The sequence below is a fragment of the Delftia tsuruhatensis genome, assembly GCF_903815225.1.
Classification (GTDB): domain Bacteria; phylum Pseudomonadota; class Gammaproteobacteria; order Burkholderiales; family Burkholderiaceae_C; genus Comamonas; species Comamonas tsuruhatensis_A.
Genome location: NZ_LR813084.1, coordinates 1,110,838 through 1,125,447, shown reverse-complemented (window position 1 = coordinate 1,125,447; position 14,610 = coordinate 1,110,838). Strand labels below are relative to the sequence as shown.

Annotated in this window: 14 protein-coding genes; 5 read left to right on the top strand and 9 right to left on the bottom strand. The window is 67.9% G+C overall.

From position 1 onward, the window contains the following. Positions 1-18: 18 nt before the first annotated feature. Positions 19-1,464: a mannose-1-phosphate guanylyltransferase/mannose-6-phosphate isomerase gene (locus L1Z78_RS05100; protein WP_234640473.1), complete on the bottom strand. Its 1,446-nt coding sequence runs from the start codon at positions 1,462-1,464 to the stop codon at positions 19-21. Further along, the gene (locus L1Z78_RS05095) at positions 1,461-1,829 is read right to left on the bottom strand and encodes a DUF2304 domain-containing protein (RefSeq protein WP_234640472.1); all 369 of its coding nucleotides are present in this window, start codon (positions 1,827-1,829) and stop codon (positions 1,461-1,463) included. Before L1Z78_RS05095 ends, L1Z78_RS05100 begins: the two co-directional genes overlap by 4 nt. 304 nt (positions 1,830-2,133) lie before the next feature. Here L1Z78_RS05095 and L1Z78_RS05090 point away from each other — a divergent pair, with 304 nt between their 5' ends. From L1Z78_RS05090 to L1Z78_RS05070, 5 genes are all read left to right on the top strand, one after another. Beyond that, a complete protein-coding gene (locus tag L1Z78_RS05090) occupies positions 2,134-2,958 on the top strand; it encodes a cysteine hydrolase (RefSeq protein WP_234640471.1) in 825 nt (274 codons plus the stop codon). A 51-nt stretch (positions 2,959-3,009) separates the two neighbouring features. After that, positions 3,010-4,209 carry a nicotinate phosphoribosyltransferase gene (gene pncB, locus L1Z78_RS05085; protein ID WP_234642094.1) on the top strand — a complete coding sequence of 400 codons (1,200 nt, stop codon included), beginning with the start codon at positions 3,010-3,012 and terminating at the stop codon, positions 4,207-4,209. 17 nt (positions 4,210-4,226) lie between these two features. Then, a complete protein-coding gene (locus L1Z78_RS05080; protein WP_234640470.1) occupies positions 4,227-5,927 on the top strand; it encodes an NAD+ synthase in 1,701 nt (566 codons plus the stop codon). 35 nt (positions 5,928-5,962) lie between these two features. Further along, positions 5,963-7,081 (top strand): bifunctional nicotinamide-nucleotide adenylyltransferase/Nudix hydroxylase, encoded by a 1,119-nt coding sequence (locus L1Z78_RS05075; protein ID WP_234640469.1) that lies wholly within the window; start codon positions 5,963-5,965, stop codon positions 7,079-7,081. Between the two features lie 68 nt (positions 7,082-7,149). Further along, positions 7,150-7,635 (top strand): GNAT family N-acetyltransferase, encoded by a 486-nt coding sequence (locus L1Z78_RS05070; RefSeq protein WP_234640468.1) that lies wholly within the window; start codon positions 7,150-7,152, stop codon positions 7,633-7,635. Between the two features lie 19 nt (positions 7,636-7,654). Here L1Z78_RS05070 and L1Z78_RS05065 read toward each other — a convergent pair whose 3' ends face one another. The 7 genes from L1Z78_RS05065 to L1Z78_RS05035 all read right to left on the bottom strand — a co-directional run bounded on the left by L1Z78_RS05065 (position 7,655) and on the right by L1Z78_RS05035 (position 14,602). Then, positions 7,655-8,593, bottom strand: a complete 939-nt coding sequence (locus L1Z78_RS05065; RefSeq protein WP_234640467.1) for a CysB family HTH-type transcriptional regulator — start codon at positions 8,591-8,593, stop codon at positions 7,655-7,657. A gap of 76 nt (positions 8,594-8,669) precedes the next feature. After that, positions 8,670-9,170 (bottom strand): VOC family protein, encoded by a 501-nt coding sequence (locus L1Z78_RS05060; RefSeq protein WP_234640466.1) that lies wholly within the window; start codon positions 9,168-9,170, stop codon positions 8,670-8,672. Between the two features lie 122 nt (positions 9,171-9,292). Continuing rightward, complete coding sequence (locus L1Z78_RS05055) at positions 9,293-9,949, bottom strand: methionine ABC transporter permease (protein ID WP_234640465.1); 657 nt, start codon at positions 9,947-9,949, stop codon at positions 9,293-9,295. Beyond that, positions 9,927-11,042 (bottom strand): methionine ABC transporter ATP-binding protein, encoded by a 1,116-nt coding sequence (locus L1Z78_RS05050; RefSeq protein WP_234640464.1) that lies wholly within the window; start codon positions 11,040-11,042, stop codon positions 9,927-9,929. The genes L1Z78_RS05055 and L1Z78_RS05050 overlap by 23 nt, the downstream gene beginning before the upstream one ends. A 14-nt stretch (positions 11,043-11,056) precedes the next feature. Continuing rightward, positions 11,057-11,863: a MetQ/NlpA family ABC transporter substrate-binding protein gene (locus L1Z78_RS05045; RefSeq protein ID WP_234640463.1), complete on the bottom strand. Its 807-nt coding sequence runs from the start codon at positions 11,861-11,863 to the stop codon at positions 11,057-11,059. A 168-nt stretch (positions 11,864-12,031) separates the two neighbouring features. Further along, the gene (locus tag L1Z78_RS05040) at positions 12,032-13,144 is read right to left on the bottom strand and encodes an isopenicillin N synthase family dioxygenase (RefSeq protein ID WP_234640462.1); all 1,113 of its coding nucleotides are present in this window, start codon (positions 13,142-13,144) and stop codon (positions 12,032-12,034) included. A gap of 66 nt (positions 13,145-13,210) precedes the next feature. Continuing rightward, the gene (locus tag L1Z78_RS05035; protein ID WP_234640461.1) at positions 13,211-14,602 is read right to left on the bottom strand and encodes an O-acetylhomoserine aminocarboxypropyltransferase/cysteine synthase family protein; all 1,392 of its coding nucleotides are present in this window, start codon (positions 14,600-14,602) and stop codon (positions 13,211-13,213) included. Positions 14,603-14,610 lie beyond the last annotated feature (8 nt).

Below are 14,610 nucleotides of genomic sequence, written 5' to 3'. Positions count from 1 at the left end.
GATCCATTTCAACGGACGTCATCCCCGGCCATAGACGTCATCGAAACGCACGATGTCATCCTCGCCCAGATAATCGCCAGACTGCACTTCAATGATTTCCAATGGCTCCAGACCTGGATTTCTCAATCGATGAAGATGCCGCACGGGAATATAGGTGGATTCGTTTTCACGCAGTTGAAAGCTGCGCTCGCCATGCGTGACCTCGGCAACGCCCTTGACCACGACCCAGTGCTCTGCCCGATGCTGGTGCATCTGCAGACTCAGGCTGGCGCCGGGGTTGACGACGATGCGCTTCACCTGGAATCGCTCGCCACCATCGATGCGGTCGTACCAGCCCCAAGGGCGGTGCACCTTGCGATGCGACGAAGCCATCTGGCGGTTTTGCGCCTTCAATTCGGCAACGACTTTCTTGACATCCTGTGTCCGGCGTTTGTCCGCCACCAAGACGGCATCGGCTGTTTCAACCACGATGATGTTGTCCAGGCCCACCGTGGCGACAAGGCAGGTCTCCGAGAACAGCAAACTGTTTTGGGTATCGATCGCCAGGGTCTGGCCGGCATGGGCATTGCCTCGGGCATCGTGAGGCAGCACCTCCCACAAGGCGTCCCAGGCGCCGAGGTCGGACCAGTCTGCATCCAGGGGTACCACATGGGCTGGGATGCCCAAGTCCTGACGGACCGGCAGATGCTCCATGACTGCATAGTCGATCGAGTCGGAAGGGCAATCGCCGAAGGCCTCGCCTTGAGGTCGGATGAAGTCCAGATCACGGCTGCTGTGCTCGACGGCAGTCTGGCATGCCCGCAGCATCTGCGGCTGCAACGCAGCCATGGCCTTGAGCCATTGTCCTACCCGGACCATGAACAACCCGCTGTTCCACAGGTAATTGCCACTTTCCAGATAGGCCCGGGCCACCTCCAGACTGGGCTTCTCCTCGAAGCGCCGGATGGCAAAAGCGTCGAAACCCTCCACTGCCAGGGACTTCTGAATATAGCCATAACCTGTCTCCGGCCGATCCGCCACGACACCGAAAGTCACCATGGATCCCTGCCGAGCCAGTTGCCAGGCGGTGTCCAGGGCTTGGTGCAGCCGCTCCAGGTCACGGATGACATGGTCGGCCGGCATGGCAAGCAGAACATCGTCCGCATCGGCCACCAGGGCTGCGAGTGTCAGCGCGGGCGCCGTATTGCGTCCCACGGGCTCCAGCACGACCCTTGCGCCAGGGATGCCAGCCTCCTGCAATTGCTGGGCCGCCAAGAATCGATGTTCGCTATTGCACACCACGATCGGCGAGCGCCTTGGAATGTGGGGCGCCAGACCATCGAGCCGCTTGACAGTATCCTGCAACAGAGAAGTGCCCGTCCCTGCCACTGCAAGAAACTGCTTGGGATAGGCTTCGCGCGAAAGAGGCCAAAGGCGGGTACCGGAGCCGCCGCACAAGATGACGGGAAGCAGGGCGGATGTCATGGGGTCGGAGGCTCGGACGGGGCCTGGAGGAGGTCCGCGGCATCCGCCTCGAGCATCGCGAGCCGCTGATTGAGCCGCCGCACATCGCGCTCGATGCGGGTGTTGACCATGTCGGCATGCAAGGCCTTGATCAACAAGACGATGCAGGCCAGCAGCAGCAGCATGGCGGGCGGATAGCTGATGCCAAGCGCCGCTGCCAGACGGTTGATCATCCCCGGCCAGACCCCCAGCACGACGGCCGCCGCGGCAACCAGCACCCAGAAAAGGCCATGCATGAGATACAGATGATCGCGGCGAATCAGGTACAGGATCAGCGCAGCCAACCCCACACCCATGAAAGTCGTTGTTACCTGAAGGGATGCCATGGTGATAATCAAAACCTACCGAAAGTAGCCAATCGCGCCGCAAGACTGGGCAAATGACGGCCTGAAACGCTCCAATCCGCCCACGGAATACGTAAAACTTCCCATTGTAGGTTCCGCATCATGTGCTGTTGGCTGCCAGCCCCGGCTGCACCATCCCTTTCCTTGACAGGGTCACGCCCCCTTGTTTTCGCCAGCGCAAGCCTGACCACACCGGGCAGAAGGTAACGGCCCGGGCTGTTGCCGCACTACACTGAAGCCTTGATTTCCGGCACGTTCCAAAGCGCTTGCCTGCGAACTACCACTCATGCCATCTCCCAACCTCCACCTCCTGCTCATAGACCCCCAGAACGATTTCTGCGATCTGCCTGCCGAATGGTGTGTCCATGGTGTGGGCCCCAGCCTGCCCGTGGCGGGTGCCCATGCCGACATGCAGCGGCTTGCCGGGTGGATACGGCGCGAGGGCGCACGGCTCGATGCGGTCACGGTGACGCTGGACTCGCACCAGCGCTACGACATCGCCCACCCGGCCTTCTGGCGCACGGGAAGTGGCGCGGATGTGGCGCCGTTCACGCCCATACATGCGGCCCAGGTGCGTGCCGGGCAATTCCTGCCACGTGACGATGGCGCCCTGCCGCGTACGCTGGCCTATCTCGACGCGCTGGAGGCCCAGGGGCGCTACACACTGATGGTCTGGCCGGTGCATTGCGAGGTCGGCAGCTGGGGGCACGGCGTGCATGCCGATGTGCTGGCCGCCTGCGGGCAGTGGCAGCAGCAGCGCCAGCGCGCCGTATGCAACGTCTTCAAGGGGCTGAACCCCTGGACCGAGCACTACAGCGCCCTGCTGGCCGAGGTCCCGGACCCGGCCGATCCGGCCACCCAGCTCAACACCGCACTGCTCGCGCGGCTGGCCGAGGCCGATCTGCTGGTGGTTGCCGGCGAAGCCAGCAGCCACTGCGTGCGCTCCACGGTGGAGCACCTGGTGGCGCATCTTGCGCATCCCGAGCGCATCGTGCTGATGCGCGACGCCATGAGCCCGGTGGCGGGCTTCGAGTCCGCGCACCATGATTTCCTCTCAGCCATGCAGGCCCGCGGATTGCGGCTGGCCTCCAGCCAAGAACTCAACCTGTAGGGGCAAGCCCCGCACCTGCGCATGCAGCGCCCGACTCCCAAGCACCGCACCATGGCTCCCATCATCACCAGCCTGCTCGACACCGATCTCTACAAGTTCACCATGTGGCAGGCGATGCTGCACCGCAATCCGCAGACCGAGGCCGAGTACGAGTTCGTCTGCCGCACGAAGACGGCCTTCCCGCTGTCCGAGCTGCTGCCGCAGGTGCAGCAGGAACTCGATGCCCTGTGCGCGCTGCGCTTCACGCCCGAAGACCTGGCCTACCTGGGTGGCCTGCGCTTCATGAAGAGCGACTTCATCGACTTCCTGCGCATCTTCCAGTTCCAGCGCGCCTTCATCCGCGCCTGGGCCGATGGCGACACGCTGCACATCGAGGCCAAGGGGCCCCAGGTCCATGTGATGGGCTTCGAGATCTATGTGCTGGCCATCGTCAACGAGCTGTATTTCCGGCGCTTCGACGCCCAGGCAGCGCTGTCCGAGGGCCGCCGACGCCTGGCCGGCAAGATCGAGCGCCTGCGCCACCTGGCCTGCGAGGCAAAGCTGCGCAATCCGTTCGAGCTGTTCGACTTCGGCGTGCGCCGGCGCTTTTCCGGGGCCTGGCAGCGCGAGGTGGTGCAGGCCTTCGCCACGCAGACCGCGCAGTGGTTCAAGGGCACGTCCAACGTGCTGCTGGCCCGGGATTTCGGCATCGTGCCCATTGGCACCATGGCCCATGAGTACCTGCAAAGCTACCAGGCCCAGGGCGTGCGCCTGCGCGACTTCCAGATCGCGGCCCTGGAGGACTGGGTGCAGGAGTACCGTGGCGACCTGGGCATCGCCCTGACCGACACCGTGGGCATGGACGCCTTCCTGGCAGACTTCGACATGTACTTCGCCAAGCTGTTCGACGGGCTGCGCCACGACTCGGGCGACCCCTATGCCTGGGGCGAGAAGGCCATCGCCCATTACCAGAAACTGCGCATCGACACCCAGGCCAAGCGCCTGGTCTTCTCCGACGGGCTGGACCTGGACACGGCGCTGGCCCTGTACCAGCGCTTTGCCGACCGCATACAGCTGGGCTTCGGCATCGGCACGCGGCTGACCAACGACATGGGGCTGGAGACCATCAACATCGTGATGAAACTCACCCATGCCAACGGCCAGCCCGTGGCCAAGATCTCGGACTCGCCGGGCAAGACCCTGTGCAACGACGAAACCTACCTGGCCTATCTGCGCCAGGTGTTCGGTCTGGCCCAGCCCATGGCCGCCTGAGCATCGAGGGCCACACCATGCTGCGCATCACCATCGCCCAATTCAACCCCACCGTCGGCGACATCGCCGGCAACGTGCGGCGCATGGCCGAGGCCGCCGCCCGGGCCGCGCACGAGCAGGCCGACCTGCTGGTGTTTCCCGAGCTGTCGCTGTGCGGCTACTACCCTGGCGACCTGCTCGATGAGCCGGCCTTCCTGCTGCGGCTGGAGGACGGCCTGCGGCAATTGCTGCAGGCCTCGCGCCAGTGGCCGCGGCTGCACTGGGTCGTGGGCGCGCCCATGCGTGCCCAGGGCCCCGGCAAGCCGCTGCACAACAGCCTGCTGGTCCTCCAGGACGGCGCCGTGCGTCTGCGCTACGACAAGCAGCTGCTGCCGACCTACAACATCTTCGACGAGCGCCGCCACTTCGAGCCCGGCCCCGACGCCGCCAAGGTGCTGCGCATCGGCCAGGCTCAGGTGGGCTTTCTGATCTGCGAAGACGGCTGGAACGATGCGGGCGCCGACTACGCCACCAACCCGTTCGCGCGCATGGCCGACGCCGCGCCCGATCTCGTGGTCAGCATCAACGCCAGTCCCAGCCACCTGGGCAAGCGCGAGCAGCGCCATGAGGTCTTCGGCCAGGCGGCCACGCGCCATGGCCTGCCCATCCTCTATGTGAACCAGATCGGGGGGCAGGACCAGATCGTCTTCGACGGCGCCTCGTTCGCTGTCGAGCCGCAGCGGGGCGTGGTCTTCGAGGCCGAGCGCTTCGTGGAGGACCTGCGCACGCTGCAATTCGACGATGGGCGCTTCCTCGATACGGCCGGCCAGCCCTGCGCCGCCGTGCCGGCCCGGGGCCTGCCGACCATGGAGTTCTACCGGCGCCAGATCGTGCTGGGCCTGCGCGACTATGCGCGCCGCTGCGGCTTCACGCGCGCCGTGGTCGGCAGCTCGGGCGGCATCGACAGCGCACTGACCCTGGCCCTGGCGGCCGAGGCCCTGGGCCCCGACAACGTGGTGGCCGTGACCATGCCCTCGCGCTTTTCCTCCAGCGGTTCGGTCGATGACTCGGTGGTCCTGTGCCGCAACCTGGGCATCACGCTGCACGAGCACCCGATCCGCGACCTGGTCGACGGCTATGCGCGCCAGTTCGAGAGCAGCTTCGGCCAGCCGCTACGCGGGTTGCCGCTGGAGAACCTGCAGGCGCGCATCCGGGGCACCACGCTGATGGAGTACTCCAATGCCTTCGGCCACCTGCTGCTGACCACGGGCAACAAGTCCGAGATCTCGGTGGGCTACTGCACGCTGTACGGTGACACCAACGGCGGCCTGGGCCTGCTGGGCGATCTCTACAAGACCGAAGTCTTCGCGCTGTCGCGCCACATCAACGAAAGCGCGGGCCAGGAACTGATTCCACAGGCCATCATCGACAAGCCGCCTTCGGCCGAGCTGGCACCGGACCAGAAGGACGAGGACAGCCTGCCGCCCTACCCGGTGCTGGACGAGATCCTCAAATACGCCATCGAGGGCCGGCACCTGTCCACGGCCGAATTCACGGCGGCCGAAGCCTTCGTGAGGCAGCTCCAGGGCCGAAGCGGTGGCGCCGAGCTGGTCGAGCGCGTCCAGCGCATGATCTTCCGCAGCGAATACAAGCGCCGCCAGGCCCCCCCCATACTGCGCGTGCGCCCGCGCGCCTTCGGCACGGGGCGCCAGATGCCCATTGCCGCCCATTACGAGTGAATCCCGCCAGTCCGTCTATGCAAGAGAACGCCGCCATGGGCGCCCCTACACAATCCCCTTCCGTCGACGAGCACGTACACACCGCCGTGCTGATCGGGCGCTTTCAGCCCCTGCACAACGGCCACATGGCCCTGCTGCGCGCGGCGCTGGAGCGCGCCGGGCAGGTCGTCGTCGTGCTGGGCAGCGCCTGGCAGGCGCCCAATCCCAAGAATCCCTTCAGCTGGCAGGAGCGTGCGCAAATGCTGCGCGAGGCGCTGCCACCGGCCGACGCGGCCCGCCTGCACTGCGTGCCGGTGCGCGACTACTACAACGAGCCGCTGTGGGTCCAGGCCGTGCAGCAGGCGGTGCAAGCCCATGTCCCCGAAGGGGCCGGCGTGGCCCTGATCGGCCACTTCAAGGACGCCACCAGCAGCTATCTGGCGCGCTTTCCGCACTGGCGGCTGATCAGCCTGCCACGCCTGGGCCAGTTCGACGCCACGCCGCTGCGCGACATCTACTTCGGCGAGGCCGGCGTGGACTTCGCAGCCCTGTCCGAACAGGTGCCGCCAAGCACCCTGCAATTCCTGCGCCAATGGGCCACGACGCCCATCCATGCGCAGATGCGCGAGGAATGGCGCGTGCTCACCGGCTATCGCAAGGCCTGGGCCGTGGCCCCCTATCCGCCCGTCTTCGTGACCGTGGACGCACTGCTGCGCTGCCGCGCTGCGGGCGGCGAGGACACCGTGCAGGACCAGATCCTGCTGATCCGCCGCGGCCACGCGCCCGGCCAGGGCCTGTGGGCGCTTCCGGGCGGCTTCCTGGAGCCGCGCGACACGCTGTGGCAATCCTGCCTGCGCGAGCTGCGCGAGGAAACCTGCGCCACCCTCGACGAGGATGCACTGCGGGCCGCGCTGCAGTCCGTACAGGTCTTCGACCACCCCGACCGCAGCCTGCGCGGGCGCACCATCACCCATGTGCACTACCTGGATCTGGGCATGCTGCCGGCCCTGCCCCCCGTGCAGGGCGGTGACGATGCGGCGCTGGCGCGCTGGGTGCCCGTGGCCGATCTGGCCGGCATGGAAAGCGCGTTCTTCGAGGACCATTTCCAGATCCTGCGCCAGTTCCTGCCCATCCCCGAGCAGGGTGGGACGGACACGGACGTGAAAATCGGCTAAAACCGGGGATTGCGGCGCCATCTTGCACCGCACACCCCTTGTTTCCCGTGTTTCCGTCCCGCGTTTGAATGACCACACTACAGATCCGACCCGCCACCCCCGATGACGCCGAACTCATCGTCCGTTTCGTGCGCGAACTCGCCGTCTATGAAAAAGCCGAACATGAGGTGCTGGCCACGCCAGAGCATGTGAAGCGCACCCTGTTTGCCGACAACCCCGCCGTCTTCGGCCTGATCTGCCTGCATGGCGACCGGCCCGTGGGCTTTGCCGTGTACTTCTTCAACTACTCGACCTGGCAGGGGCGCCACGGCCTGTACCTCGAAGATCTCTACGTCACGCCCGAGGCGCGCGGCCTGGGCGCGGGCACGGCGCTGTTGCGCCGCCTGGCCCAGATCGCCGTCGAGAAGGACTGCGGCCGCTTCGAATGGAGCGTGCTCGACTGGAACCTGCCCTCCATCGAGTTCTATGACCGTCTGGGCGCCCTGCCCCAGAAGGAATGGATACGCTACCGCATGACGGGGGACACCCTGCTGGCAATGGCGCGCGAGGCCTGAGGCAAGTCCCTCGCCTCCATCACTCCGGCTCCACGCCCTGGCGCAGCGCCTGCTCGACCACCTCGCGCGTCAGCGTGGGCACGAAGGTCTCGATGAAGGCGTAGGCGTAGCCACGCAGCCAGGCCCCCTTGCGCAGGCCCAGGCGCGTGGTGTTGACCTCGAACAGGTGGCCTGCGTCCAGCGTGCGCAGGCCGACGTCGCGCTCGGCGTCCAGCGCCACCGACGCCACGATGCCCACGCCCATGCCCAACTCCACATAGGTCTTGATCACGTCGGCATCCATGGCCGTCAGCACCACGTCGGGCTCCAGGCCCTCGCGTGCAAAGGCCTCGTCGATGTGGGCACGCCCGGTATAGCCCTGCTCGTAGGTGATGATGGGATGGCGCGACAGGGCCTCCAGCGTCAGCGGCTGGCCGGATTGCAGCAGGGCATGGCCGGGCGGCACGACCACGCCATGCGTCCAGCGATAGCACGGCAACGCGACAAGCCCCTCGTAGCCGGCAAGGGCCTCGGTCGCCACGCCGATGTCGGCCTCGCCGCTGCGCAGCATCTGGGCCACCTGCTCGGGCGAGCCCTGGTGCAGGTGCAGGCGCACCTGCGGATAGCGCTGGCGGAAGTCTCGCACCACATGGGGCAGCGCATAGCGCGCCTGCGAATGCGTGGCTGCGATCGACAGCCGGCCCTGCTCGCTGGCACTGAAGTCGGCCCCCACGCGGCGCAGGTTGTCGGCCTCCAGCATCAGCCGTTCGACGATGGGCAGCAGCGCCTCGCCCGGCGGCGTCAGCCCGGTCAGCCGCTTGCCGGCGCGGATGAAGATCTCCACGCCCAGCTCCTCTTCAAGCTCGCGGATCTGCCGGCTCACGCCCGGCTGGGAGGTATGCAGGGTGTGGGCCACCTCGGTCAGGCTGTAGCCCCGGCGCACGGTTTCGCGCACATAGCGCAGTTGCTGGAAATTCATGGGAATGGCTCCGCCCGGAGCCTGCCCGGCCCGGGCCTGGTGGATGCGGACGGTGATGCGGCGCGGGTGCCGTGGCTCAGGAGTGCGGGGTGTCGCCCACGGACAGTTCCAGCAATTCGATGAGGTTGCCGCCGGGATCGCGCGCATAGCAGCGGCGCCCCTCGGTCACCGGTGCCACATCCAGGGCAAGCCCCCCCTGCTGGAGCAGGCGCCCGCGCAGGCTGTCGACATCGCGCACGACCAGGGCCAGTTGCACCAGGCCGGCCGCCGCGCGCTGTGCCGCGCTGGCCGGCTCGCGCAAGGGCAGCAGGTCGATGCGCTGGCCACCCGCCAGAAAGCTCAGCCCCGGCCGCCCCGGCACCACGGGCCGCGACAGGCCCAGCACGGAGCCGTAGAAATGCTCCACGGCCTGCTGCGAGCGCTGTGGATAGGACAGCTGCACATGGTGGACGCCATAGACGAAATCCTGCGGCGCCGCCGCCTCGTCATCAGCCTCCCAGGCACACAGGCCACCCGGGTGCATGGCACGGCTGCTGGCTGGAGCCTGGTCACGGGCGGGGCTGAAAGTGTGGTTCATCGCAGTTGTCTCGGAAAGGATTCAACAGCCTCAGCGCTGTCGTGAGGCCATTGTCGAGACATGTCGAAAAAACCAAAAATAATAAAAATTCAGTCTTTTATTTCCAAATCATCTCAAGAACATCAGCGCCGATGGTCGGCGCGCCGTGCCAGCCGTTCGCCCGCGAACTGCAGCACCGAGACCAGGGCCACGAGGATGACGATGACCTCGAACATGACCCGCGTCTCGTAGCGTTCGTAGCCATAGCGGATGGCCAGGTCGCCCAACCCTCCGGCACCGACCGCGCCTGCCATGGCCGAAGCGTTGACCATGGCGATGACGCTCACGGTCATGCCACCGATCAGGCCCGGCAATGCCTCGGGCAGCAGCACCTGGCGCACGATCTGCGCTCGGCGCAGCCCCATGGCCCGCGCCGCCTCCACCAGGCCGCAGTCCACCTCCCCCAGGCTGACCTGGGCGATGCGGGCAAAGAACGGGATCAGGTTGGCCGACAGCGGCACGACGGCCGCCCAGGTGCCCAGCGTGGTGCCGACGATGGCCCGCGTCACGGGCAGCAGGGCCACCAGCAGGATGATGAAGGGAATGGCGCGGCAGATGTTGACGGCGACGGACAGGCCCTTGTGCAGGCGCGGCCTGGCATAGAGCCCGCCCGGCTGCGTGGTGTGCAGCACGATGGCCAGCGCCAGGCCCGCGCAGATGGCGATCAACGAGGAGACGCCCGCCATCAGCAGGGTTTCCATCAGGGCCTGGAGGTATTTATCGAGCGGAGGCAGGGACATGGCCTAGCAGTCGCAGTTGGTCGGCGCCCAGCGCCTGTTGAAGGTATGCCAGCGCGGCAGGCGTGGGGGGCGAAGGCAGGTCCTCCACGGGAACGCCCACCAGCAGCCGTCCCTGCGCATGGCCGCGTATGCGGTCCAGCCCGCCGTGCAGCAGGCGGGCACGCGGGCCCAGCACCTGCAGGCGTGCCAGCGCAAGGCCCTGCTGCCCGTGCGCATCGGCCCAGTCGATGGCGAGCACGGCCAGCGCGTCGCCGGCACCCGGACCCGCCTGCAAGAGCAGGTCGGCGGACGCTGCATGCTGCAGCGGGCGCAGCAACGCGCGCGCCGCCTCCGAGCGCGGCGCGGCGAACACCTGCCAGACTTCGCCGCTCTCCTGCTTGCGCCCCTGGTCCAGCACCAGCACCCGGTCGCAGACCTCGCGGATCACGGCCATGTCATGGGTGATCAGCACGATGGTCAGACCCAGCTTGCGATGCAGCTCGCGCAGCAGCTCCAGGATGGACTGCGTGGTCTCGGGGTCCAGCGCCGAGGTGGCCTCGTCGCACAGCAGGATCTCGGGCTCGTGGACCAGGGCACGCGCAATGCCCACGCGCTGCTTCTGGCCGCCCGACAGCTGGGCCGGATAGGCGTCCATCTTGTCCGTCAGTCCCACCAGGGCCAGCAACTCGTCCACGCGCGCCCGGACGATGGCCGGCCGCCAGCCCGCGGCGCGCAGCGGCAGCGCCACGTTCTCATACACCGTCCGGGATGACAGGAGGTTGAAGTGCTGAAAGACCATGCCGATGCGCCGGCGCAGCAGCACCAACCCGTCCTCGTCCAGCGCGGCGACATCGATGCCATCGACCAGCACGCGCCCCTCGCTGGGCCGCTCCAGCGCATTGACGGTGCGCAGCAGCGTGGATTTTCCCGCGCCGCTGCGGCCGATGATGCCGAAGGCCTCGCCGCGCATGATCTCCAGGCTCAGCGCCTCCAGTGCCTGCACAGGGCCGCGTGCGCCCGGATAGTGCTTGCGCACGCCATCGAAGACGATGTGCGGCAAGTCACTGCCGCCCGGGGCCTGCGCCTCGCCGGCCGCTGCCAGTTCCACTTTCATCGCGCGGCCCGCCCTCAGAAAGCGGGAACCACCGAGCCCTGGTACTTGCCCACGATGAACTGGCGCACGGGCTCGGACTGGTAGGCGCGCAGCAGGGCCGCGACCCAGGGGGCCGCACGGTCGCGCTCGCGCACGGCGATGATGTTCACGTAGGGATTGCGCTCGCGTCTTTCGACGGCGATGCCGTCGCGCGTGGCGATCAGGCCGGCCTGGTAGGCAAAGCTGTTGACGATGGCCGAGGCATCGAGATCGTCCAGCGAGCGCGCCAGCACCACCGAGGCGGCCTCGACCAGCTGCACCTTCTTCTGGTAGGCCGCGATGTCGGCCAGCCCGGCCGTGCCCTTGAACGGATCGAAGCCCTCGCGCAGCTTCAGGATGCCCTGGTCCTGCAACACCACCAGCGCGCGGGTCTGGTTGCTGGGATCGTTGGGGATGCCCAGGCGCGCGCCCGCCGGCAGATCGGACAGGCGCCTGTGCTTCTTCGAATAGAAGGCAATGGGCGAGATGTAGGTATCGCCCGCCGCCACCAGCCTGTAGCCGCGCTGCTGGTTCTGGTCGCGCAGGAAGGGCACATGCTGGAAGGAATTGGCCTCGATGTCGCCGTTGTTCAGCGCCTCGTTGGGGCTGGCGGCGCCGCTGATGACCACGGGCTTGACCTCCAGGCCCTGCTCGCGGGCCACGCGGGTCACCACTTCCCAGATCTCCTCGTCCACTCCGCCGCGCACGCCCACGCGCAGCGGACCGGTCTGTGCAGCCTGGGCCACGCCTGCCGCCACGGCCGTGCCGGCTGCCAGTCCCCGCAGAAATACTCGCTTGTCCATCACACAGTCCTTTCAATGTCAGCTATTCATTCCGTTGTGCCCCGAAGCCATCAAAGCGCGCATGACCCAAGCCAGGGCAGCCGAGCAAGGGCCGCCCCGCAGCGAGGGCTGCGTCCCCCTGCCCGCAGTGCATAGCGCTGCGAGGGCGGGGGGAAGCGGCGCAGCCGCTCAGGGGGGCGAATACGCTCCGGGACGCAATTCGCGGCCCGCGGCGCGGGCCTGTGCCTGCAGGCGGGCGAAATGTTCGGGATAGAAGCGCTCGGCCACATCCAGGTGGGAGCGCACGCGGCCCTTGAGCGCGTTCTCGCCCACATGGCTGAACAGCGGGTTGTCGGGATCGCTTTCGGGGCCGGTGGCCAGCAGGGCCAGCTCGGGCGGCAGCGTCAGCAGCGGCACCTGGCCCAGATCCAGGCGCGGCGCCAGGAAATAGGCGATGGAGTAGCGCTCCACACCCGCCCGGGGCACGAGCACGCGGTGCACGTTGGCGCGCAGGTAGCCATTGGTGGCCAGCTCCAGCATCTCGCCGATGTTGATGACGAAGGCGCCGTCGCGCGGCGGCACATCGACCCAGCCGCCCGCAGTCTCCACCTGCAGTCCGCCCACCTCATCTTGCAGCAGCAGGGTCAGCAGGCCGCCATCCTTGTGGGCGCCCACGCCCTGGCCCGCGGCTCCGGCGTCGCTTCCCGGGTAGTGGATGATCTTGCTGCGGTGCGCCGGCAGTCCGCTGACCAGCGCGTCCAGCGCGCCCTCGGGCAGCTGCAGCGCGGCCACGAAATGGCGCAGCAGCTCCAGCGCCACGCCATGGGCCGCCGCCTGCCAGGCCAGCACTTCCTCGCGGAACCCGGGCAGGCCCTGCGGCCACTGGTTGGGTCCCTGCAGCCCCTTCCAGTCCGGCACGCCAGGGCCTGCGGGGATCTCGGGCGATTCCTCGCCGATGTCGATCTGCTCGCGCTGGTCGGGCCGCTGGCGCGTGATCTCCATGCCCACGGCCGTGTAGCCGCGAAAGTGCCGGGTGTTGGCGATGGCCAGCGCCTGCTTGGCCGCCAGCGGTAGCGCGAAGAATTCGCGCGCGCGCCGCTGTATGCCCTGCCAGGCGCCGGCGCCAATGCCGTGGCCTTCCAGGTAGAAGAATCCGGTATCGCGCGCGGTGTGCGCCAGGTGGCGCAGCGCCTGTTCGCGCGTGGCCGGCGCGCGCAGGGCCCGCAGGTCGATGACGGGCAGCGCCGCGGCCGGCTGCGCAAGGGCCGCGGCCTCAAGGGTGGGTTCAGTCAAGGTGCTCATGCGGACGTTCCGGCGATGGTGGGAAAAGGAAGCGGATCAGGTGGCGGCTCGGATGGCCGGGATGGTTCAGGCGGCCAGGCGCTGCCCGCGCGCCGGGGCCGTCGCCCCATGCGCGGCTGCCGCGCGCTCCAGCGCCTGGGCCAGGTCGGCCAGCAGGTCCTGCGGGTGCTCGATGCCGATGGACAGGCGCACCAGCCCGGGGGCAATGCCCGCGCGCGCCAGTTCCTCGTCGCTCAGCAGGCTGTGCGTGGTTTCTGCAGGGATCGCGGCCAGCGACTTGCTGTCGCCGATGTTGACCAGGCGCAGGAACAGGTGCAGCGCGTCATAGAAGGCACGCGCGACCTGCCGGCCGCCGCGCAGCTCGAAGCCCAGCAGGGCCGGCACCTGCGCGCCGCGCAGCTGGCGCCTGGCCAGCAGGTGATCGGCATGGCCGGGCTGGCTGACATGGTGGATGCGCTCGACCAGCGGATGCGCCTGCAGGAACCCGATCACCGCCAGCGTGTTGCCGCTGGCGCGCTGCTGGCGCAGGGCCAGCGTCTCCAGCCCCTGCAGCAGCAGGAAGGCGCTGTGCGGCGCCAGCGCCGCGCCGCAGTTGCGCAGCAGCACGGCGCGGGCCCGCGCGATGAAGGCGCGGTCCGGAAACTTCTCCGTGAAGATGAAGCCCTGGTAGGCCGGTTCGGGCGCGCTGAACTGCGGATAGCGCCGTGCATGGGCCCGCCAGTCGAAGCGCCCGCTGTCCACGATCAGTCCACCCAGCACATTGCCATGGCCGCCAATGGCCTTGGTGGCCGAGTGCACGACGATGTCGGCACCCCAGTCGAAGGGCCGCAACAGCAACGGCGAGGCCACGGTGTTGTCCACCACCAGCGCCACGCCAGCCGCATGGCTGATGTCGGCCAGCTGGCGCAGGTCTGCGATGCCGCCAGAGGGGTTGCCCACCGACTCCACGAAAACGGCCTTGGTCCGCGGCCCTATGGCCCGGCGCAGCGCCTCGAAGTCATCCTTGGCCACGGCCGTGCTCTGCACGCCGCGCGAGGCCAGCACATGGGCGATGAAGTTGTGCGTTCCGCCATACAGTTGCGAAGCCACGACCACATGGTCGCCAGCGCCGGCCAGCGTGGCCAGCGCCACGTCGATGGCCGCCATGCCCGACGCCAGCGCCAGTGCCGCCACGCCGCCTTCGAGCGCGGCGATGCGCTGCTCCAGCACGGCCAGCGTGGGATTGGCCGTGCGCGAGTAGACGTCGCCCTCTTCGACCAGGCCGAACAGGTTGGCGCCATGCTGGGCGCTGTCGAACACGAAGGAGGTGGTCTGGTAGATGGGCACGGCCGCGCTGCGCTGCTGCTCGCGCCCCCGGTAACCGGCGTGCAGGGCCTGCGTGTCCTGCTGCCACAGGGCATCGCTGGCCACGTCGTGCTGCTCGTGCGGCGCGGGTCCGGTGCCGATGGCTGCGCTCATGGAAGGCT